This window comes from Bradyrhizobium sp. ISRA430 (assembly GCF_029909975.1).
Lineage (GTDB): Bacteria > Pseudomonadota > Alphaproteobacteria > Rhizobiales > Xanthobacteraceae > Bradyrhizobium.
Window position 1 is genome coordinate 225747 of sequence record NZ_CP094516.1, and the last position, 19270, is coordinate 245016.

The window sequence follows — 19270 nt, forward strand, 5'->3', positions numbered from 1 at the left end:
GACCGGGTCGCGTAACTTGTCCTCTCGTAACTACTGGTCTTTGGCGCTGGCGGTGGAGACCGCCGGCCTGGTATCGCCGAGCGAGACCCAGACGTTGGGATCACTCTGCGACTGACGCTTGACGAAGCGGTAGCCGGTCTCCGTCCAGGCAACGACGTTCTCGTTCTGATTGTCGAGAACGAACTCGCCCTTGTCGGTCTTCACCGTCAGCACCGCGTGCCCTTCGCCCTTCTTGTCGCGCACGACGGTGATGAGCAGGGCCTCGCGCGGCCACCCGGCGTCGATCAGCATCTTGCGCTTCAACAGCACGTAGTCTTCACAGTCGCCGTAACCGTCAGTCGGCAGCGACCACTTCTCGATCACGCCCCAGTGCTCCTGGTCGGTCAAAGGCTTGACGGTCTCGTTGACCCAGCGATTGACCTTGACGAGGTCGCGCCACGCCGCCTGCGACATCACGATGTCGCGCGGCTGCGAAGGACCGCCTTGGCATTGGGCGGTATTCTCCGCACAGAACTCGACCCAGCCGATCGGCGCACGGGTGGTGTCGCCGAGGCTTGCGTAGAGCAGACGGCTTTCACCAGCCTGCACTGTCGCGCTGATCCCGAAGAGCATGGCGGCGAACGCTAGCCCTTTCCCCTGTCCCGTGAAGTCGAACATCATGGCCCCCGTTTCTTGTTGGGACCACGATTGCACCGAGCTTTTGAGTTGCCGCTAAGTCGTCCAAGTCAAGTCGAGACGAATACAAGTAAAACGCCCCGCGAATTCGATCTATACTTGAATAGAATTCGCATAAAATGCGAAATTACTGCAATTGATTCAAATTGTAGGGATTAACGTGGAAACGCTGGCGGAACCGGCGTTTCAGCGCGCTGAGGGACCGCGTGTTAACCGCTTTCTAGCGCCGCCCGCGGATACGAAAAAGGCGGCGTCCGCATCACGGAGGCCGCCTTCGAGGCTGGAAAACCAGGGTTTTAGCGCGACTGCGCTTTACCGTGCGGTAACGCTCTCTTCGAGTGTCTCGGCCGGCTGCTCGTGGATGAACTCCAGCGCGAAGCCGTCCTCGAGGTTTCGCACCACGCGGCCCTGGACCCGGCCGAGCATGACCATCGATTTCAGCGACGGCCGGTTTTCCGCGGCGATGGCGGCGCCGGACAGCGACAGGTCGATGATGCGGCAGGTCATCTTGGTGCCGTCCTCGAGCGTCAGCACCGCGATCGGGTTGCGCGGCACGATACGGTCGTGGCGGCGATCCTCCGGCAGGTTGAGGATGTCGCGGTTTGCGAGCCAGGTGAGTTGGGCGGCGAGCTTGTCCCGCTTGCGCGGCGTCGCCCCGATCGTCATGGCGAAGCCGTTGTCGATGATCCGGGTGATCTTGCCCTCGACGCGGCCGATATGGTCGAGATAGGCGACCACGCGGTCGCCGACATTGCCGATGCCCGGGGCCAAAAGCGCGAGCCCGCCCGGCGACATATTGATCACCTGGCAGGGGAATTCACGGCGGTCCGGCAGCATGTAGCGGCCGAGCAGGTGCACTTTCACCCGCTGGAATCGCCGACGCTCCTCGGCGGCCGGAAGAAATTTCTTGTTCGCCAACGCCATTTTCGCTACCCGACCCCCGCCCGGGCGGAGTCCGCACGACCCTAAAGCGCATAGGGTTAACGCGCCGTTATGATTAGCGTGCCGCTGCTGGATTGGTTGGGCCGGCCTGGCGTCGGAGCGCAGCGAAATCCGGGACCGCCGGCCCCGCATTCCGCCTCGCTGCCGCAGCGCGCATCGTAAGATTCGGAATCCAAACGTGAGTTGCGACTCCCATTGCCGGCTCCCACTCTGCGCCCGGCTGGGAAGGGCACAATGACCAGGGCGATCATTTTCGATTTTGACGGCGTCATCGCCGACAGCGAAGTGCTGTCCAACACCGTATTGGCCGAGATCGTGACCGAGCTGGGCGTGCCGACCACGCTCGAGGATGCCTATCGCGACTACATGGGCAAGCGATTTCACGAGGTGATCGCCGCTATCGAGACCGCGGTCGGTCGAACGCTGCCGCCGTCGTTCGGCGAGCACTACCAGGGTCGCACCCTGACGCGGTTCAGGCAGGAGCTTGCGCCGGTCGCGGGCGTGCGGGAGTTCATCACGCGATTCACTGGCCTGTCCCGCTGCATCGCCTCGTCCTCCTCGCCGGACCGCCTCGCCGTGTGTCTCGAGGTCCTGGACATGGCTTCGCTGTTCGAGGGGCGGGTGTTCAGCGCCTCCAATGTCGCGCGAGGCAAGCCGCATCCGGACATCTTCCTGCACGCCGCCGCCGGGATAGACGTACCGCCGCGCGACTGCATCGTCATCGAGGACAGCGCGAGCGGCGTCATCGCCGGGCGCGCGGCTGGTGCAACGGTGATCGGGCTGCTTGCTGCGGGACACATCCGTCAGGGCCACGCCGCCACGCTCAGGGACGCCGGCGCACACTACATTGCAGCGGACTATGTTGAGGTCGAACGGATCGTCGGATGTCTGCTCGCGAGCCAGAATTGACCCGCCGTAGCACGGATGCGCAGCGATATCCGGGTCTAGGTCCTTCCCGGATTCCGCTTCGATTCGTGCCACCTACGAACTTGCTTGGGACGCCTCCTCCAATACAATCGCTCTCATGGAACAGAACAGCCTCTACGATCGGCCCGACCTTTATGACCTAGTGGCTCCGCGAGACCTGACCCTGGAGCGCTTCTATGTCGAGACGGCCCGCGAACGAGGTGGCCGCGTTCTGGATCTTGCGTGTGGAAGCGGCCGCTTGACCATTCCACTGGCGCAGGCAGGCCTGCAGGTCATTGGAGGCGACATCTCTCCCGAGATGCTGGAGCGCGCGGGGAGCCATGCCAAAGCGCAGGCGGTCGAGCTCGATCTGGTTCAACTGGACATGCGCGACTTCGATCTCGGCGGGCGGACCTTCGACACCATCATTGTCGCCATGAACTCGGTTCTGCACCTTCATAGTCCGGACGATTTCAGCGGCTTTTTCCGTTCGGTCGCGCAACACCTTTCGCAGAATGGCAGGCTCGTGTTCGACGCGTTCATGCCGAACGTCGCCATGCTCAACTGCGATCCCGAGAAGCGTCAATTGGTCGGCACAGTGGTCCACGGCACGCTCGGCCCGGTCATTGTCGAGGAGACCGCGAGGTACGATCCGCTGACCCAAGTCCGTCACGTGGATTGGTATTGGTCGACGGAGGCAGAGAAGGATTTCTGGAAAGTCCCTTTGCAGATGCGCAACATCTTCCCGCAGGAGATGCCATTGCTCATCGCATCGGGTGGCCTGCGCCTCATCGAGCGCTTTGGTGATTTTGATCGCAGTCCCTTGGTTGCAGGAAGCCTTCGACAGATATGCGTGTGTGGTCCTAGACTAGCGTCTTGATGGAGACTGAGTGGGATAGTCACGCAGCATCGGCGTTGTTCCGACCGTAGCCCCGATGGAGCGCAGCGGGGGCAGCCGATCCCGCATTCCGCGTTGCTTGATGCGGGCTACGAACAACCGCGGCTTGGCACGATCGCGCATCTCACTTAGGCTTCACCTCAGCCCGCACCATCAATCATAACAAGCGGGCATCGAAGGAAACAGCCATGGAGCAAATCCGCGTCTGCACCCACGCCGGGCCGGGCACTGAACCCATCATTCGCACCGTGCCGTGGCCGAAGGTCGGCCGGAAGGGGGCGCTGATCAAGATCGGCGCCTGCGGCGTCTGCGGCACCGACCTGCACATCCTGAAAGGCCATTGGCCGAAGCCGTTGCCCTGGCCGTTCACGCTTGGACACGAGCTCGGCGGCGTCATCGTCGAATGCGGCGACGAGTTCACCGAAGACTTCATGAGCAGGCCGTTGAAGGTTGGGTCGAAGGTGATGATCCCGCCGCTGATGCCCTGCGGCCGCTGCTACTACTGCATCCACTATCCGCAGACCGCTAACAAATGCCTGACGCCGGTCTATTACGGCCGCTATCTCGGCTTCGACAAGGTGCCGCATCTGTGGGGCGGCTGGGCCGAATATGTCTATGTCGATCTCGACATGCTGCCGGGCACCAAGATCTACAAGCTGCCCGACGACATGTCGCTGCGCTTGGGCGCGCTGTCGGAGCCTCTCACCTCCTGCATCCGCGCCTTCAACCGCGCCGCGCGTGCCGGCGGCTTCACCTGGGGCGACACGGTGGTGATCCAGGGATCGGGCCCGATCGGCATTCTGGCCGTCGCCGCCGCGCAGGAGATGGGGGCAGGGCGGGTGATCTGCGTCGGCGCGCCCGAAGAGCCCAGGCTCAGGCTCGCGCGCGAATTCGGCGCGGAAGCGACCGTCAACATCGAAGAGTTCGGGACTACCGAGGCGCGCATCAGGGCGGTGCGCGATATCGTCGGCGGCTTCGGCGCCGATCTCGTGATGGATTGCTCGGGCCATCCCACCGCCGGCCCCGAAGGCATCGAGATGCTGCGCGACGGCGGCACCTATGTCGAGATGGGCCAGTTCACCGATGCGGGCTCGATCGAGACGTCCTGGCACCGCATCTGCACCAAGGACCTCAACGTGCTGGGATCCTGGGGTTTCACCGGCAACGACCTGCCGCTCGGCGTCGACATGCTCTACCGCACCCGCGACAAATATCCGTGGCTGAAGATGCAGACGATCTATCCGTTCACGGAAGCGGGCGTTGCGCAGGCGGTCAACGATGCAATGGCGATGAAGACGGTGAAGTCGACCATCGTGCCGTGGCCGGAGCTGGTGGGATGATGGCGGCCAAACGCGCAGAAGCGGGACGATGTCCAAAAAGTTCCATCGGGAATCCGCGAGTTATTCACGCTGAGGTGAAACTTAGGCCCAAGTTCCGGCTTTCACTTCGCGGGAGAGGTGCCGTGAAGCGAATTCTGAAACCCGTCACTTACATCCTGGCCGTTATCTACTTCCTGGTGGATGCGGTGTTCATGGCCGTGGCCCGGCCAATATCGCGCTGGCTTGGGCGGCATCTCGAATTCAAGCGATTGCGGGCCTGGATCAGATCACTGCCGCCTTATCCCTCGCTCGCCTTGTTTTCCGTGCCTGTGATTATCCTGGAGCCGATCAAGCCGGTGGCCGCATACCTCGCCGCTACGGGCCAGGTCCTGAGCGGCGCGGTGACTTTCATCATCGGCGAACTGCTCAAGCTCGTGCTGGTCGAGCGCCTGTTTCACCTCACGCGCGACAAGCTGATGAGGATTCCGGCTTTCGCCTGGGCCTATACGAAGTTCTCAGAGGCGAAAGCCTGGCTGCAAGCAACCGAGGCCTGGCGGGTCGTTCGCGCCTTGATCCGCACGGCACGGGACTGGGTTGCGCAGGCAAGAGCAAGGCTCATCGGCAGCTTCAGCAAGCTGGTGACCTCCAGGGATTAAGGACCGATAGAGTCCTACGCTTCAGACGAGCTTGCGTGCTGCGGCGGTTGCCTTGTCGCCGGTGTTCGGCGTGCCGGTCGGCTCGATCAGCAGAAGATGAACCTCCTCGCGTGCCACCGGGCGATGTTCAACACCTCTGGGCACGACGTAGAGCTCGCCCGGACCGAGCGTCACCGTGCGATCCCGCAATTCGATGTCCAAATTGCCTTTCAGGACGAGAAAGAAATCGTCAGTGTCCTCGTGCTTGTGCCAGGTGAACTCTCCCTTCACCTTCACCACCATCACGTCGCAATCGTTGAAGGTCGTGATCGTGCGCGGAGACCAGAGCTCCTGAAAGGTCGCGAGTTTGTCGGCAAGCGATATGCTGTCGCCCATGTGTCACCCGTATCTTACTCTCGTGAGGCACGATTTGGGATCAAATTGCCGACGCGACAAGGCTGGTATCGGTCAACCGGGCGATCTTTAGCCTCCTCACGATATCGGGTGAGCTCAACCTCCGCCGCCACCGCTGCCGACATCGCGCATTGGGCACACCATAGGCATGGTGATTTGTCTCCGCTTGGCGTAAAGCGACCGGATCAAATCGCCATATGCGGCTGGCCGCTTGCCGGGCACGCAGTTTCAGGCCCCCCGGCTCGCCGTTCTGCGCCTGAATTAACCAAGGTTTTCCATCTCGTGTCATTCCCGACCATGAGTCCGCCGCTCGCCCGAGCTTTGGCCGAGCGGAACTACGATCGTCCGACCCCCGTTCAACTGGCTGTGCTCGCCGGCGAAGCGGTCGACCGCGACCTTCTGGTTTCGGCCCAAACCGGCTCCGGCAAGACCGTTGCCTACGGACTGGCCATCGCCAAAGATCTGCTGGGCAGCGCCGAGCGGTTTGAGCCGGCCACCGCTCCGCTTGCCTTGATCGTGGCGCCGACCCGCGAGCTCGCCTTGCAGGTCCATCGCGAACTTGCCTGGCTTTATCAACATGCGGACGGGCGCGTCGTCTCCTGCGTGGGTGGCATGGATCCGCGCCGCGAGCAGCGCGAACTCGCCGCGGGCGCTCACATCGTCGTCGGTACGCCCGGCCGATTGTGCGATCATTTGCGGCGCGGCCGTCTCGACATCTCGGAATTGACGGCTGTCGTCCTCGACGAGGCCGACGAAATGCTCAATCTCGGTTTTCGCGAGGACATGGAATTCATCCTCGAGACCACGCCGGATACGCGCCGCACCTTGTTGTTCTCAGCGACGTTTCCGCGTGGCATCGTTGCACTGGCCAAGCAGTATCAACAGCAGGCCTTTCGGATCGAGGTCGCGGGCGATGAAGGTGGTCATGCCGATATCGAGTACCGCGTCATCCGGATCGCCCCCGGCGATGTCGAGCACGCGGTCGTCAACGTGCTGCGTTTTTTCGAGTCGCCGAGCGCTCTGGTGTTTTGCAGCACAAGGGATGCCGTCAGGCATTTGCAGGCAGCGCTCCTGGAGCGGGGCTTCTCCGTCGTCGCTCTGTCCGGCGAGTTGACGCAGAACGAGCGAGCCCTGGCGCTCCAGGCGTTGCGGGATGGACGTTCCCGCGTCTGCGTGGCGACCGATGTCGCGGCGCGCGGCATCGACCTGCCCAGCCTCGACCTCGTCATTCACGCGGATCTGCCCAAGGACGCTGAGGTCATGCAGCATCGCTCAGGGCGCACCGGACGTGCGGGGCGAAAGGGCGTCAGCGTCCTCTTGGTGCCGCCCGCGCGACGACGGCGTGCCGAACTGCTGCTGAATCTGTCCGGCATCGACGCTGTCTGGGGGACGGCACCCCAGGCGGATGAAATCCGCAAGCTCGATCATGAGCGCCTGCTGAGGGACGCCGTGTTCACGGAAGACGCAACCTCCGAGGATCTGATCCTGGCGCAGGCATTGTTGGCTGAGCGTTCGCCCGAGGATATCGCCGCGGCGCTGGCGCGGCTTTATCGCGCACGACTGCCGTCACCCGAGGACATCATCGATCCGGGCGAGCGCAGCGGCCGCCCGCGCGACGATCGCGGTCGTGACAAATTTCAAGCCGCGGATGGCGACGATCGCCCGGCAAGGGCCCGATCGAAATCGGGAAAATCATCGTCGCGTCACGGCATGGCGGAGGCCAGCGTCTGGTTCCGTGCCGCCATCGGGCGAAGAAAGAACGCGGAGGCACGCTGGCTGTTGCCGATGATCTGCCGTCGCGGCGGCATCGACAAACGTGACATCGGCACCATCCGGATCATGGACACGACCACCGAGTTCGAAATTTCCGAGCGGGTCGCGGAATCCTTCGCCGTCAAGATCCGGCGACCGGACAAGGAAGACAGCATCCGCATCGAGCCGATGGGGGACGCGCGCCAAGGGCAAGCGCATTCGGAGGAGCGGTCCCGCGCGCCTCGGCGCGAGGGCGGCGACAGTGATCATCGTGAACGTCGCGACGATCGCGCGCGCGACGCAGGTGGATTCAAACCACGCGGCAAGGCTCACGGCGAGCGCGGGCCGAAATTCGACCATGCTCCGACGTTCGGACAAAAAAAGAGGCATCGGAACAAGCCAGGCCACGCAGAGCCGCCTTCGGTCACACCGTGGCCCGTGAAGGGCGCGCCGGGAAAGAAGGCGAGGAAGAAGCGCCGAGGCTGAACTGCCGCCGTTCAGCGCAGACAGGTTCGGGGCGTGGCTTCACACCCGCGTGAGCAGTGGTGGAGATCACGTTCCGGCGCTGCCGGAGCGGGCGAGCTCGCGGAGCATGTAGGTCGCGCGCTCGCCGTAAGGCGCGAGCTTCCTGCGCAACGAGACATCGGCTGCGACCGCGCGGAAGCCGAGGCGCTCCCACAGCGATCGCGTGCGGTAGACCGAAACGAGCGCGAGCGTCGCGATGCCTGACGATCGCGCCAGGCTTTCGGTTGCCGCAACATAGGCGCGCGCCGCGCCACCGCCGCGATACGCAGGCAGCATGGCGACATCGTGTACATAGAGACAGTCCGCATCGTCGGGCAGCCTTTCCAGGAAGCCGTCGAGCGGCGGAATCAGGTGCTGCATCCAGGGGTGCGCGAGACCGTAGCCGACAATTTCGTCCTCCGCGACGAGCACCAGGCAGCCGTCCGGGCAGAGCCGCATTTTTTCTGCGAGCACCTCCGGCCGCTCGGGAAGATCGGGATGAATACGCGCGGCGATCGCGCTGATCGCCGGCAGGTCGGACGCGCGCGCGTAGCGCCAATGCGGCTTGTTCATGTTGATCGGTCGCCCCGTCTTGTCGATTCCAATTTATTCCGTTGTGCCGCCACACACAGCGAAAAAAATCCTTGCCGTCATCGCAGGAATACGACGCACCGTGCGGCGTCCTACTCATGCAAGCCATTTGCATGACAGGAGACACCATGACGACATCCTCGATCCGCCTCGCACTCACGCTCGCAGCATCGCTCGCGATTGCTCCCGCCGCGTTCGCTGCGCCGCCGACCAAGACCGGAAAGACGGACAAGGGCACCGTGCTCACCGATGCCAAGGGTATGACGCTCTACACCTTCGACAAGGACTCGGACGGCAAGTCGGCCTGCAACGGGCCGTGTGCGACAAATTGGCCGGTGCTGAAGGCGGGGGCGAGCGACACGCCGGGCGAAGGCTACACCATCATCACGCGCGACGACGGCTCCAAGCAATGGGCTTACAAGGGCAAGCCGCTCTATACCTTCGCCAAGGACCAGAAGCCCGGCGACATCACCGGCGACGGCTTCTTGAACGGCGCCTGGCATCTGGCGATGCCGTGAGCGCTCTGCTGCAAGACGCCAGAGGCACGGTGATGCCTGATCCTTGAGAGCGGACGCGTGCTGCTGGACGCAGCGCAGCGCCTTGCGATGCGAAGCATCGTCCAATGCGCTGCGCTGGTCCCTGCGGCCGGGTGCACACCTCGCACAATAATTCCGGATGGAGCTCAAACGGCGCCAAGGATTGACGCCTTTGCACCGCGCGCCGTCAGTAATCTGAAGTTGGTGCAAGCGATGACAGCAACTTCAAAGAAGCAAGATGTTTGTTTGCGCTGCGTCATCACATGATTCGAATAAAATCAAGCCGAGAGTCAGAAAGCGAACAGAAATCTCGAGTCTCCCTGCTCATAGTTGCTTCCGGCAGGGGGCGAGGGCGGCACATCCGCAGCAGCATCCCACCATCTTGAAAGTAGGGGCACTGGTTTCCCGGTGCGGCACGCACCTGGGAGCGTCGGGGAGCTTCAATCCACTATCTAGTTTCGCTTGAAAGGATGAATGCCCGTGAGTGATGCCAATGTGAAAGCCGAGACGAATGCCGCCCCGCTGAATGGGACGGCGAATGGAAGTGCAAAGCTCAACTTCGACTTACCTTTTTTCAACATCCGGACCATCTTCGGCGATCTCGCCGAGCAGAGCGCCACACGGGCCAAGGCAAATTTCGAGCAGATGAAGGCGGCTTCCGAGGAGATCACCGGAGCCCTCTGCGACGCCTGTTCGACCAATGCCAAGCGTGCCGCCGACTACAACACCAAGGTTATCGAAATATCCAATGCCAATACCACCTCCACGCTGGAATTCCTCTCCCAGCTTGCGGACGCGAGGTCGTTTGCGGATCTCGTGAACCTCTCCACCGCCCACAGCCGCAAGGCGTTTGACGCGGCTTCCGCTCAAAACCGGGAGCTTTGGGACCTCGCCCAGAAAGTCGCGACCGAGACGGCCGAGCCGATCAAGAAGAGCTTCAACCGGGTTCTGCGTAGGGCTGCTTGAATCGAAGCTACTGGCCGCGTGGGTCGGCTGGACGAGCGTCTTCGCAAAAAGAGACGCCGTCCAGCCGGTGCCGGCCTCCCTCACTGTTGAGGTGATGCCAAGCTGGAGGAAATCGGGATGGGTATGGTGATGATCAGGTGCCCGGAAACGGGAAACGCGATTCCGACGGGCATCGAGATGGATCGCGAAAGGTTTCGGTGCAGTGCGGTCTTCTTTTCGCGCACCTATTGCCGGATGTGCGCGGCGACGCACGAATGGTTCGCCAGAGAGGCCTGGGTCTACGAGTCGGTCTTGGCGAACGGGAAGTCCGGAGGCGGGCAGCCGTTCCGCGCCGGCGCGGCGTGAAGGAGCCTTGCGGCATCCTGCGAAACGATCCGATCGATCCGGCGGCTCATCACCTTGTAGCACTCGCAGGCGGCGACCTCGAGCCGTTGCCTGTCGATCTCGAGTTGGCCGCGCCGATTGGATTTCACGGCCCTTGATGCTCGAAGTGCGCGCACGACGTGCGTGACCGTGGTGCGCCGTACCCCGAGCAATTCCGACAATGTCTCTTGCGTCAGGTGCAGGACGTCGCCGCCGTCCGTCCGATCGTGAATGTGAAGCAGCCAGCGGGCGAGTCGCGCTTCGACGGAGTGCAGCGCATTGCAGGCCGCGACGTGCTGGACCTGCGTTAGCATCGCCCTGATGAGAATCTGGACCGCACCTGCGAGGGCGGGACTTCGCTCGAGCGCCGCCTGAAATCGCGCGGGCGAGATTTGCAGTGCGGTCCCCGCCACGCGGACGACCGCTGTCACCGGCGAGCGGAGGGGGCCGAGCGCCGTCATAAGTCCCACGGCGCCGTCGTTGCCGATCACGGCGGTTGCGGCGGTCTGTCCGTTCGGTAACTCCATGATGAGAGCGATTGCACCGCTGCAGGGGAAGTAGAGGTGGTCGATCCGATCACCCGCCCTAATCAGGACCTGATCGTGCTGGAGTGGTACTTTGCGCAAATGGGGTGCAAGCAACGCGAAGTCGGCAGGCGGCAACGCAGCTAACAAGCGATTACCAACTCTGGTCGCGTGCTCCATCATGGGAATCTTCCCTCGACGGAGGCCCGGCGGCTAACAAACGCATCCGGCCGAGCCGCGTTGCCGCATAGACGTTTGCCGCGGCAAACCGGCAACGTCCTCTAGCAGGTAAGGTTCCAGCAGAGGATCGCAAGCCGTCCGCGCCGACGCGGGAGCGGCTATCTCGGGTATTCGAGCTGCATCGCGACGAAATCGGCCGTGTGCTGTCCGTAGCGCGCGTCGATCGCCAGCAGCGTCTGGTCCAGCGCCTGTGCCGGCGGCAATGCGACGGCGGCCGGCGGTGTCTGCGTCGCCGGCCAGTCGGCTGCGATCTTGTCCGGCAGGATGCCGAGGCCGCCGCGGCTCGTCCGCGCGTCGGCCGTCGCCGCGAAGGTGAGGACGCGCGAGCGATAGGTCCGCGACCACGCGTCGGCGATCAGCGCGAGCGACACCTCGTCGATGCCGGGCGTCAGATTGATCCCGAGGTGCTCGCGCTTCCAGAATGTGAGCGCGTTGGCGATGGCGGTCAGAGCGAAGGGGCGCGTGAACTGGAACGCATCGCTGCGGTGACGTGCGTCCCATTCCGCAAGGCCGATGTCGCGGGCGACCGCCTCGGCCTTGCCGCGCCCGGCGATGGCCTCGATCAAGGTGAGCGCCATCGGCATGGATGCGGTGATTCCGGTCGTCGTCGCGACACCGTGGTCGACGACCAGCCTGCGGTCTGCCACATAGCGGATCGCAGAATGCTTTTGCAGGTCGCGCACGGAATACCAGTGGGTCGTGGCCCGCTTGCCGTCGAGTAGCCCGGTGTTGGCGACCACTTTGGCGCCGACGCAGACGCCGATGACGATTGCGCCCTTGCCGGCCTGGGCCCTGATCCATTGCAGAGCCACCGGATCATCCTCGCGCGTCATCGCGGGCACGATGACGTAGTCGGCGCCATCCGGGTGCGCGGCGTCGAATTCAGTGATCGTCGTGTGCGGCTGCACCTTCAGCGCAGGATAGAGCGTGACCGGCCCCGGCTGTGTTGCCAGCGTGAGCACATCGGCGACATCGGCACGCGCGAGGATGCCATACGGCATCAGGTAATCGGTGGTCTCGCTCATGTCGTTGATGCCCACGATGGCGATCAGGGGACGCCGCCGCTTCGGCGGCTTCAGCGCCGCAAGCGTCGCCTCGGATTCGTCCCTGGATATTACAGGCGCAGCTCCCCGCGCCGGCGAGCCGGGCAGCATGAACAGCCAGGTTCCGCCGATCGCCAGCAGCAACGCCGCGCAGCCGAGGCCGCTCCACGCCAGAATGCGCCAGCTCATGTTCACGCCAGAATGCGCCAGCTCATGTTGATGTCATCCGGTCTTCGCCGCTTCACGTGGCGCGGAAGCTACCCGGTCGGGGCGGCATCGGAAATGACGCAAATCCGGCAAAAACGGCCAAGCCGCAGGCGCGATCATTTGTCGCGCGGCGAGCTCTGCGCGAGATGTCTTGCGCCTAGCTTTCGAAGACTACCTCAGCCCCTCATACACCATCAGTCCGCGTGCGATTTGCAGCTTGCGGATGGCACGCGGCAGGAGTTTCTCCGGCTGGTGCAGATAGCGCCAGGAGGTGAGGGTGAACGCGCCGAGCGGGCCGCATTCGTCGTCGAACGGTGCGAGCACGCCGGTGATGCTCACCGGCGTGTGCGGGCGGGCGTTGAAGGGCAGGAGCAGAAGCTCGAGATGCGCTTTGCTGTCGTCCTCGCGCGCGGCGGTGAGGCCGGCGATCGCGCCGAGCGTCTCGTCGGCGACGACCGTAACGATCTCCTCGATCTCGCCGCGGCTTGCCGCGGTGAACCGTGCGGCAAAGCTCTGGTCCTTGAGGTCGCTGCCGGCGAGCGCGCAGACGCGGGTGCCGGCGACGCGGAACGGAAAGCCGAGATTCGGCTCGCAGGACAGGACGAAGATGTCCCCGAGCAGGCCGCGTACGGCGGCCGGATCGATATCGGCCCGGTCCGGCGCCCGGGCAGCGCCGCGCTTTTCGTTCCAATACGCGAAGAATTCGCGGCTCGACGGATGTTTCATGTTTGAACGCTTACCCCCGGGCGCGACCTCGCGGGACACACCTGTCCCGCTTCAGTGCACCCGCGATCCCTTTCGTTGTTGTGCAGGAGGGGATTTGCAGCGTCCATGCCGCGGGCACGTTTTCGGCCGCGTGGGGACCGGTTTTGCGTCGTTAACGTTAAATTAACGATGAGCTTTGCGCATCGGGCGCGGCTGGTATGGTGATCCCGATCGCAAGCCGCGCCGCTTTCAACCAGGTTCTCGGCGGGGCTGTACACAGGGCGTCAAACAGTTTGGTCACTGGCCGCGGGGAGGGGTGGGGATACTCCTTATTCCTCCAGGTGCCGGAAGGCCGACACGGACAGGGAGGGCTTTTCGCAGGGCCCTCCCTTTTCCTTTTGTGCACTTGCACCAGGTGGGCAAAGGCGACTATCTCCAAGCCTGTCGCTCCGTTCGCGCCTGAAAGCGAAGTACCCTTGGACTCCCCGCCAAATCTTCCACCAGACCAACCGGCTGCCATCGAGGAGGCTCCGCGCGAGCCGGTCCTGACGCTGCCGACGGCGCTGACCGTCTATATCGTCCTCTTGGCCTTCATCCATTTGCGGATGCTGCTGCCGGCGGACCTGGAGAACTGGACCATCGACGTCTTCGGCTTCATCCCGAAGCGCTACGATTCCTCGCTGCTCAACCTGCAGATCCCCGGCGGCACCGGGGCAAAGGTCTGGACCTTCGTCACCTATTCGCTGCTGCACGCCAATCTCACCCATCTTGGCTTCAACGTGCTGTGGCTGCTGCCGTTCGGCAGTGCGCTGGCACGGCGCTTTGGCGCGATCCGGTTCTTCATCTTCATGGCGGTGACCGCGGCGGCCGGCGCGCTCGCCCATCTCGTCACCCACGAGCATGCGGTGGCGCCGATGATCGGCGCCTCGGCCTCGGTGTCGGGCGCGATGGCGGCAGCGATCCGCTTTGCTTTCGCGCGCGGCAGCTTCCTGTCGTTCAACCGCGCGGATGCCGAAACTGCAGCAAAGGTTCCGGCGCTGCCGCTGTCGCGGGCGCTGCGCGATGGACGGGTGCTCGCGTTCCTCGCGGTGTGGTTCGGCGTCAACATCATCTTCGGCGTCGGGGCGCTCGGGATCGAGACCGAAGGCGCGAGCGTGGCCTGGCAGGCCCATATCGGCGGCTTCTTCACGGGGCTCTTGCTGTTTGCGCTGTTCGATCCTGTGCCGCGTGCGCGAAGCGATGCTGCGGATGCGTCATCACAGGACATTTCAAACCGTATTTGAAGCGGCGCTTGCGGCGCCGCCCGAATTCATCCATCATCGCAACGAAGAATGTTCCGAAGCAACAAGCCGCTAGCGGCGGTGCTTCGACAGGCGCCTGAAGCATGAACCGGCGCTGTAACTGTTAGTTGAAGACTCGCGAACAAGTCCGGGCCGCGCAAGCGGACGGACGGGATTCAGGGAGGCGACAATGACGGTACGTTCCATTCTTAGCGCCAAGGGCCATCAGATCATGAGCGTCGAGCCCGATGCCAAGCTCGCGACCGTGGTGAAACTGCTCGGCGAGAAGAAGATCGGCGCGGTGCTGGTGATGAATCAGAGCCGGCTGGAAGGCATCCTGTCCGAGCGTGACATCGTGCGCGTGCTCGGCGACCGAGGCGCAGGCGTGCTGGAGGAGCCCGTGAGCCAAGTCATGACCCGCAAGGTCGTGACCTGCAAGGAAACCGACACGGTGGCCGAGCTCATGGAGACGATGACCACCGGCAAGTTCCGCCATCTGCCCGTGGTCGACAACGGCAAGGTGGTCGGCATCATCTCGATCGGCGACATCGTCAAGCGCCGCGTGCAGGAATACGAAACCGAGCAGGAAGCCCTGCGCGACTACATCAAGACCGCCTGAACCGGGCTCAATCGCCGGCCTTCGGCGCGGTGCCGTCGGGCGCCGGCGCCAGAACTTGGATAGCCTCCTGAATCGAATCCAGCGCGCGCTCGGTGGCGCGCGTGCCGAACGCGATCAGATCGTCGGCGCGATGGAAGTCGAACCAGCCGATCTGGCCGACCCGCGGCGTGATCAGCATGTCCGGCGGGTCGCCGGCTAATCTGGCACGGGTGATGCGGTCTTGCATGATGTTGAAGGCATCCACCATCACCGCCGAGATGCCGGGCCGTCCGCCGCCGCCGAAGAACTCGCGCTTCACCGTGCGCTCCGGCGAGAAGAAGCGCGGAAAGCGCCGCTTCGTCGCGGGCTCTTCGGTCACAGGCGCGATCGGCTCGGGTACCGCACCATGCGAATAGATCGTCGTGGAATGGGTGAAAATGTCGCTTGAAAGGTTCGCCGCGATGACGATTTCCGCGCCGAGCGCCCGTGCGGCCGAGACCGGCACCGGGTTCACCAGCGCGCCGTCGACCAGCCAGCGGTCGCCAACCAGCACGGGCGAGAAGATGCCGGGCAGGGCGTAGGAGGCGCGCATCGCGTCGACCACACGGCCATGGGTCAGCCAGATCTCGTGACCGGTACGGACCTCGGTCGCAACGGACGCGAATTTCACGCCGAGGTCCTCGATCAGGGTCGGGCCGATCGATGCCTCGAGCCGGGTTGCGAGCTTCTCGCCCCCGATCAGGCCGGAGCCGTTGAGGCGGATGTCGAGATAGCCGAGGATGTTGCGCACGCCTTGCAGGCTGCGCGCCCAGTCCTCCAGCGTGTCGAGCTGCCCGGTCGCGTAGGCGCCGCCGACCACCGCGCCGATCGAGGTACCGACCACGACGTTGGGCACGATGCCGTTCGCGAGCAGCGTTCTCAGGATACCGATATGGGCAAATCCGCGGGCCGCCCCGCCGCCAAGGGCAAGGCCGATAACCGGTCGGCGAATGCTGCCGAGCCCGATCTTCTCGCCGTTCGAGACGCTTGCGCCCCGACCTTTCAACATGTCCAGCACCGAAACTCTCCTACGCCGGGGCCAGCCGCATCACCAGACTAGGCGCCACACTGCCGCGCCGCCAGAACCAGGACGAAGCATGGTTTATGCCGCTTTGGGAAGGGCACTGGGCAGGAGTATGGCGATGGGCTGTTGTCTTAAGTCTAATCACGCAGGCGTCAATCGGGTTCCAGATGACCGTATTTCCTGGGGTTCCTGAGGCTTGAATTTGCCGCGTTTTCGGTCAAAAGCAGGTGACATGATTAGTGGGGGTGACGGCATCATCAGATGGCGGCGCAGCGTTCGGCTGCTGCCGGCTGTAAGCCTTGCCGCATGCCTCTTGTTTTTCGGCCAAAACGCCGTGCAAGCGCAGCTTTTCTCCGATCGCCCGCCCCCGGTGCCACCGGCCTCGGTGCCAGACCCCGGCGGCGCGGTGAGCCTGGCGCCGCCTTCGGGACCGGGCGCCGCACCGCCCAGCCTGCCGCCGACCCTGACGCAGCCGACTTCCCCGACGATTCCGCCCGCGCTTACGACGGTGCCGCCGTCCGCGCCGCTCAACGTCGCCGCCCCCGGACAGGCCGTGCTCTCGCTGACCGCGAAATACGGCAAGGACCTGCCGGCGATCAGCAGCGGGCTGGTGTGGCGGGTGTTTGCCGACCGGCCGGACGAGAACGGCACCTTCAAGCTGATCCGCGAGGATCGCAACGCCACGCCCAATATCGTGCTGCCGCCCGGCAATTATGTCGTGCACGTCGCCTTCGGTCTCGTCAGCGCCGTGCGCACGGTCAGCCTGAAGGCGGAGACCGACCGTGAATCCTTCGTGCTGCCCGCGGGCGGCCTGCGCATCGAAGGCCGCGTCGGCACCAGCCGCATTCCGCAGAACCAGATCTCGTTCGCGATCTACAAGGGCAGCCAGTTCGAGTCCGGTGAGCGCGCCTCGCTGGTGCCGAACGTCGCGGCCGGCGACGTCGTGCTGCTGCCGGAGGGCACCTACTACATCATCTCCAACTACGGCGACGCCAACTCGGTGGTGCGCTCGGACATTCGCGTCCAGGCCGGCAAGCTCACCGACGTCACCATCACCCACCGCGCCGCCGTGATCACGCTCAAACTCGTCAGCGACAAGGGCGGCGAGGCGCTCGCCAATACCGCCTGGTCGGTGCTGACGCCAGGCGGCGACGTCATCAAGGAATCGATCGGCGCCTTCCCGCGCGTCGTGCTCTCCGAAGGCGAATACCGCGCCATCGCCAAGAACGAAGGCAAGGTCTACGAGCGCGGCTTCAACGTCGTGAACGGCGTCGACGGCGAGGTCGAAGTCGTCGCCCGCTAAGCTGAACGCGGGATACCGCCGGGCGCAACTCGCTGCGCACCCTTTTCCTGCTGATCGTCCGGATGGCCGTGACTGGGCTGATTCCGATCCTGCAGACTTCCGCAATATCGTACCGCACTTCTCATTCAGCGCACCAAATCCAGTTGTGGTGCGGCGAAGCGGCCGCGCAAGGCGATCACTGTTCCTTGTCGCCTGCTGACGCCCGTCATTCCCCGTCATTCATAGCGGTGAGCGGATGCTCACCATCATGTTTTTTGCGTTCTGATGTGAATACGAAACCGCGCGCAACACCTATCGCTGCAGCGCATTCCCAGAGCTGTGCATTCGTCACAGCCGGCCTGCGGCTACGCAATTTCGACAATCAATTTTATTCTCTTTCCGCTCCGCTGCGCTATATGTCGGGCATCGGTCCAAGGGAGCCCGGAGCGCAGAGCATCGACGCCTGCGCCGCCGGCAGTGAGCAGAAGGCCCAGCCCGTCGAGATGTTCGAAGTGGTCCTAACGAGGCGCAAGCGGTTTGGCTGGCGATGGCAAGTCAGCGACCAGTCCGGCAAGATATTTGCGGACGGGTTCGAGCGCACGCGTCCGGCCGCCAAGTATCATGGCGAGCGTGCGCTGTTCTTTCTCCTGTCACAGGCCTATCTGACCAACCGCTCCGCAGCCTCCAGCGAAGACTGATTGCGCGCCCTACGCTGTTCGGTGCGCGGCAGCAGCCGCTATCCCGCAGCCCGGATCGAGCGCATCGAAAGCCGGAATAGTCTCGTAGGGTGGGTTTGCCGACCGCGTCCGCCGTAGCTCAACCAGCGAAGGCGGAAGGCGTAACCCACCACGTCTCGCGACGGGAAGCTAAAGTGGTGGGTTACGCTTCGCTAACCCACCCTACAAGTCCTTGCGCTGCCCGTCGGGCAAAACACGCCAGCGATAGGTCAATTCGCTAGACGAAAATATTCGTCTTTACAGAAATTCTGTTTTGCCGTAGTTTTCGCTCACTCCGGCCCAAGGAAGAGGGGCGTATCGCGATCGTCACGACACGCGGGCCGGGCGGCGGTGGATGCAGGTCACGTCGGCGCGAAGGGCTTTGCAGGGCGGGCGACCGTGAGCGAAGGCATCGCGCACACGACCGGTGTGATCAGCGTACGGCAAAATCGTGTGGTCCTGGCGCCCGGAGTCTGTGCGTCAAGTCTTGCGGAGATGTGGCGGCCCGACCGGACCGCGCGCATCAGCCATCTGCAAGGCGACGGGGGCAATAGTGCATCGCTCCCCGGGGAGAGCGCGACATAAGCCGTTCCAACCACTGCGCAGGGAAGGCCGGGATGTTTTCCGGTTGCCCCGCGGTTTTTCCCGCTGTGCATTGTAGCGCAAACTACTCTTGCGCATGGCGGGCCATGGGAGCCAGCCGGCTCCCGGTCTTCCCTGCGCCCTCTTTCATTGGTGAGGGTGAAGCGACGAAGCAAGCTCGGGCGAAACAAGCCGCGAGAATGCGAAGCTATTTCCGAGACCGACATGCGAATTGAGAAAGCGATGCGTGTCCCCACACTTCGTCATTGCGAGCGCAGCGAAGCAATCCAGAATCCTTCCGCGGCGGCAGCCTGGATTGCTTCGCTGCGCTCGCAATGACGAGGTTGAGGCAGTTGCGTGCAATGCGCCCCACCGTCGTCCTGGCGAAAGCCAGGATCCATTACCCCGGTCAGCGTTATTGAAACGACGGCTGTGGCCACCATCGTGCCGAACAATAACCGCCTGTGGTTACGGGTCCTGGCTTTCGCCAGGACGACGAGGATGCGGCAACGTTTTCATCAGTCTCACA

General features: G+C 63.7%; 20 protein-coding genes. 12 read left to right on the forward strand and 8 right to left on the reverse strand.

The window, feature by feature from the left end; genetic code table 11:
- Nucleotides 1–30: 30 nt before the first annotated feature.
- Both MTX21_RS01165 and MTX21_RS01170 read right to left on the reverse strand, forming a co-directional pair.
- Nucleotides 31–657 carry a transglutaminase-like cysteine peptidase gene (locus MTX21_RS01165; RefSeq protein WP_280970942.1) on the reverse strand — a complete coding sequence of 209 codons (627 nt, stop codon included), beginning with the start codon at nucleotides 655–657 and terminating at the stop codon, nucleotides 31–33.
- 330 nt (nucleotides 658–987) lie between these two features.
- A complete protein-coding gene (locus tag MTX21_RS01170) occupies nucleotides 988–1599 on the reverse strand; it encodes a PilZ domain-containing protein (RefSeq protein WP_027554554.1) in 612 nt (203 codons plus the stop codon).
- Nucleotides 1600–1851: 252 nt separating this feature from the next.
- On the opposite strand from MTX21_RS01170, the gene MTX21_RS01175 reads away from it, so the two are divergent.
- The 4 genes from MTX21_RS01175 to MTX21_RS01190 all read left to right on the forward strand — a co-directional run bounded on the left by MTX21_RS01175 (nucleotide 1852) and on the right by MTX21_RS01190 (nucleotide 5396).
- Nucleotides 1852–2526 carry an HAD family phosphatase gene (locus tag MTX21_RS01175; RefSeq protein ID WP_280970123.1) on the forward strand — a complete coding sequence of 225 codons (675 nt, stop codon included), beginning with the start codon at nucleotides 1852–1854 and terminating at the stop codon, nucleotides 2524–2526.
- Between the two features lie 115 nt (nucleotides 2527–2641).
- Entirely contained in the window at nucleotides 2642–3403 is a 762-nt protein-coding gene (locus tag MTX21_RS01180) for a class I SAM-dependent methyltransferase (protein WP_280970124.1), read from the forward strand.
- Between the two features lie 206 nt (nucleotides 3404–3609).
- Nucleotides 3610–4761, forward strand: coding sequence for a zinc-binding dehydrogenase (locus MTX21_RS01185; RefSeq protein ID WP_280970125.1), 1152 nt, complete (start codon nucleotides 3610–3612; stop codon nucleotides 4759–4761).
- Nucleotides 4762–4883: 122 nt separating this feature from the next.
- Nucleotides 4884–5396, forward strand: coding sequence for a hypothetical protein (locus MTX21_RS01190; protein WP_280970126.1), 513 nt, complete (start codon nucleotides 4884–4886; stop codon nucleotides 5394–5396).
- 21 nt (nucleotides 5397–5417) lie between these two features.
- Here MTX21_RS01190 and MTX21_RS01195 read toward each other — a convergent pair whose 3' ends face one another.
- Entirely contained in the window at nucleotides 5418–5771 is a 354-nt protein-coding gene (locus MTX21_RS01195; RefSeq protein WP_280970127.1) for a cupin domain-containing protein, read from the reverse strand.
- Nucleotides 5772–6086: 315 nt separating this feature from the next.
- On the opposite strand from MTX21_RS01195, the gene MTX21_RS01200 reads away from it, so the two are divergent.
- Entirely contained in the window at nucleotides 6087–8027 is a 1941-nt protein-coding gene (locus MTX21_RS01200; RefSeq protein ID WP_280970943.1) for a DEAD/DEAH box helicase, read from the forward strand.
- Nucleotides 8028–8093: 66 nt separating this feature from the next.
- Here the strand turns inward: MTX21_RS01200 and MTX21_RS01205 are convergent, their stop codons facing one another.
- Nucleotides 8094–8618, reverse strand: coding sequence for a GNAT family N-acetyltransferase (locus MTX21_RS01205; RefSeq protein WP_280970128.1), 525 nt, complete (start codon nucleotides 8616–8618; stop codon nucleotides 8094–8096).
- Nucleotides 8619–8764: 146 nt separating this feature from the next.
- Between MTX21_RS01205 and MTX21_RS01210 the strand changes: the two genes are divergently transcribed.
- From MTX21_RS01210 to MTX21_RS01220, 3 genes are all read left to right on the forward strand, one after another.
- Nucleotides 8765–9154, forward strand: a complete 390-nt coding sequence (locus tag MTX21_RS01210; RefSeq protein WP_280970129.1) for a hypothetical protein — start codon at nucleotides 8765–8767, stop codon at nucleotides 9152–9154.
- 492 nt (nucleotides 9155–9646) lie between these two features.
- Nucleotides 9647–10138: a phasin gene (locus MTX21_RS01215; RefSeq protein WP_280970130.1), complete on the forward strand. Its 492-nt coding sequence runs from the start codon at nucleotides 9647–9649 to the stop codon at nucleotides 10136–10138.
- Nucleotides 10139–10255: 117 nt separating this feature from the next.
- Nucleotides 10256–10483, forward strand: coding sequence for a hypothetical protein (locus tag MTX21_RS01220; RefSeq protein ID WP_280970131.1), 228 nt, complete (start codon nucleotides 10256–10258; stop codon nucleotides 10481–10483).
- Here the strand turns inward: MTX21_RS01220 and MTX21_RS01225 are convergent.
- The 3 genes from MTX21_RS01225 to MTX21_RS01235 form a co-directional block, all read right to left on the reverse strand.
- Nucleotides 10417–11094, reverse strand: coding sequence for a Crp/Fnr family transcriptional regulator (locus tag MTX21_RS01225; RefSeq protein ID WP_280970944.1), 678 nt, complete (start codon nucleotides 11092–11094; stop codon nucleotides 10417–10419). The two genes, MTX21_RS01220 and MTX21_RS01225, sit on opposite strands and share 67 nt — an antisense overlap.
- Before the next feature lie 269 nt (nucleotides 11095–11363).
- The gene (locus tag MTX21_RS01230; RefSeq protein WP_280970132.1) at nucleotides 11364–12497 is read right to left on the reverse strand and encodes a DJ-1/PfpI family protein; all 1134 of its coding nucleotides are present in this window, start codon (nucleotides 12495–12497) and stop codon (nucleotides 11364–11366) included.
- A gap of 189 nt (nucleotides 12498–12686) precedes the next feature.
- Complete coding sequence (locus MTX21_RS01235) at nucleotides 12687–13241, reverse strand: PAS domain-containing protein (protein ID WP_280970133.1); 555 nt, start codon at nucleotides 13239–13241, stop codon at nucleotides 12687–12689.
- Between the two features lie 455 nt (nucleotides 13242–13696).
- On the opposite strand from MTX21_RS01235, the gene MTX21_RS01240 reads away from it, so the two are divergent.
- Nucleotides 13697–14503: a rhomboid family intramembrane serine protease gene (locus MTX21_RS01240; protein ID WP_280970134.1), complete on the forward strand. Its 807-nt coding sequence runs from the start codon at nucleotides 13697–13699 to the stop codon at nucleotides 14501–14503.
- A gap of 187 nt (nucleotides 14504–14690) precedes the next feature.
- The gene (locus MTX21_RS01245; RefSeq protein ID WP_280970135.1) at nucleotides 14691–15119 is read left to right on the forward strand and encodes a CBS domain-containing protein; all 429 of its coding nucleotides are present in this window, start codon (nucleotides 14691–14693) and stop codon (nucleotides 15117–15119) included.
- A 7-nt stretch (nucleotides 15120–15126) separates the two neighbouring features.
- On the opposite strand, the gene MTX21_RS01250 is transcribed toward MTX21_RS01245, so the two are convergent.
- Nucleotides 15127–16155 (reverse strand): patatin-like phospholipase family protein, encoded by a 1029-nt coding sequence (locus MTX21_RS01250; RefSeq protein WP_280970136.1) that lies wholly within the window; start codon nucleotides 16153–16155, stop codon nucleotides 15127–15129.
- Nucleotides 16156–16393: 238 nt separating this feature from the next.
- Between MTX21_RS01250 and MTX21_RS01255 the strand changes: the two genes are divergently transcribed.
- Together MTX21_RS01255 and MTX21_RS01260 are read left to right on the forward strand one after the other, a co-directional pair.
- Entirely contained in the window at nucleotides 16394–17464 is a 1071-nt protein-coding gene (locus tag MTX21_RS01255; protein ID WP_280970137.1) for a hypothetical protein, read from the forward strand.
- Nucleotides 17465–17526: 62 nt separating this feature from the next.
- Entirely contained in the window at nucleotides 17527–18141 is a 615-nt protein-coding gene (locus tag MTX21_RS01260; protein ID WP_280970138.1) for a hypothetical protein, read from the forward strand.
- The last annotated feature ends 1129 nt before the right edge of the window (nucleotides 18142–19270 follow it).

Excerpts from the sequence above, each read along its gene's own strand:
- MTX21_RS01165 (WP_280970942.1), bottom strand. The coding sequence starts at position 657 with ATGTTCGACTTCACGGGACAGGGGAAAGGGCTAGCGTTCGCCGCCATG.
- MTX21_RS01170 (WP_027554554.1), bottom strand. The coding sequence starts at position 1,599 with ATGGCGTTGGCGAACAAGAAATTTCTTCCGGCCGCCGAGGAGCGTCGG.
- MTX21_RS01175 (WP_280970123.1), top strand. The coding sequence starts at position 1,852 with ATGACCAGGGCGATCATTTTCGATTTTGACGGCGTCATCGCCGACAGC.
- MTX21_RS01180 (WP_280970124.1), top strand. The coding sequence starts at position 2,642 with ATGGAACAGAACAGCCTCTACGATCGGCCCGACCTTTATGACCTAGTG.
- MTX21_RS01185 (WP_280970125.1), top strand. The coding sequence starts at position 3,610 with ATGGAGCAAATCCGCGTCTGCACCCACGCCGGGCCGGGCACTGAACCC.
- MTX21_RS01195 (WP_280970127.1), bottom strand. The coding sequence starts at position 5,771 with ATGGGCGACAGCATATCGCTTGCCGACAAACTCGCGACCTTTCAGGAG.
- MTX21_RS01200 (WP_280970943.1), top strand. The coding sequence starts at position 6,087 with ATGAGTCCGCCGCTCGCCCGAGCTTTGGCCGAGCGGAACTACGATCGT.
- MTX21_RS01205 (WP_280970128.1), bottom strand. The coding sequence starts at position 8,618 with ATGAACAAGCCGCATTGGCGCTACGCGCGCGCGTCCGACCTGCCGGCG.
- MTX21_RS01210 (WP_280970129.1), top strand. The coding sequence starts at position 8,765 with ATGACGACATCCTCGATCCGCCTCGCACTCACGCTCGCAGCATCGCTC.
- MTX21_RS01215 (WP_280970130.1), top strand. The coding sequence starts at position 9,647 with ATGCCCGTGAGTGATGCCAATGTGAAAGCCGAGACGAATGCCGCCCCG.
- MTX21_RS01220 (WP_280970131.1), top strand. The coding sequence starts at position 10,256 with ATGGGTATGGTGATGATCAGGTGCCCGGAAACGGGAAACGCGATTCCG.
- MTX21_RS01230 (WP_280970132.1), bottom strand. The coding sequence starts at position 12,497 with ATGAGCTGGCGCATTCTGGCGTGGAGCGGCCTCGGCTGCGCGGCGTTG.
- MTX21_RS01235 (WP_280970133.1), bottom strand. The coding sequence starts at position 13,241 with ATGAAACATCCGTCGAGCCGCGAATTCTTCGCGTATTGGAACGAAAAG.
- MTX21_RS01245 (WP_280970135.1), top strand. The coding sequence starts at position 14,691 with ATGACGGTACGTTCCATTCTTAGCGCCAAGGGCCATCAGATCATGAGC.
- MTX21_RS01255 (WP_280970137.1), top strand. The coding sequence starts at position 16,394 with ATGATTAGTGGGGGTGACGGCATCATCAGATGGCGGCGCAGCGTTCGG.
- MTX21_RS01260 (WP_280970138.1), top strand. The coding sequence starts at position 17,527 with ATGGCCGTGACTGGGCTGATTCCGATCCTGCAGACTTCCGCAATATCG.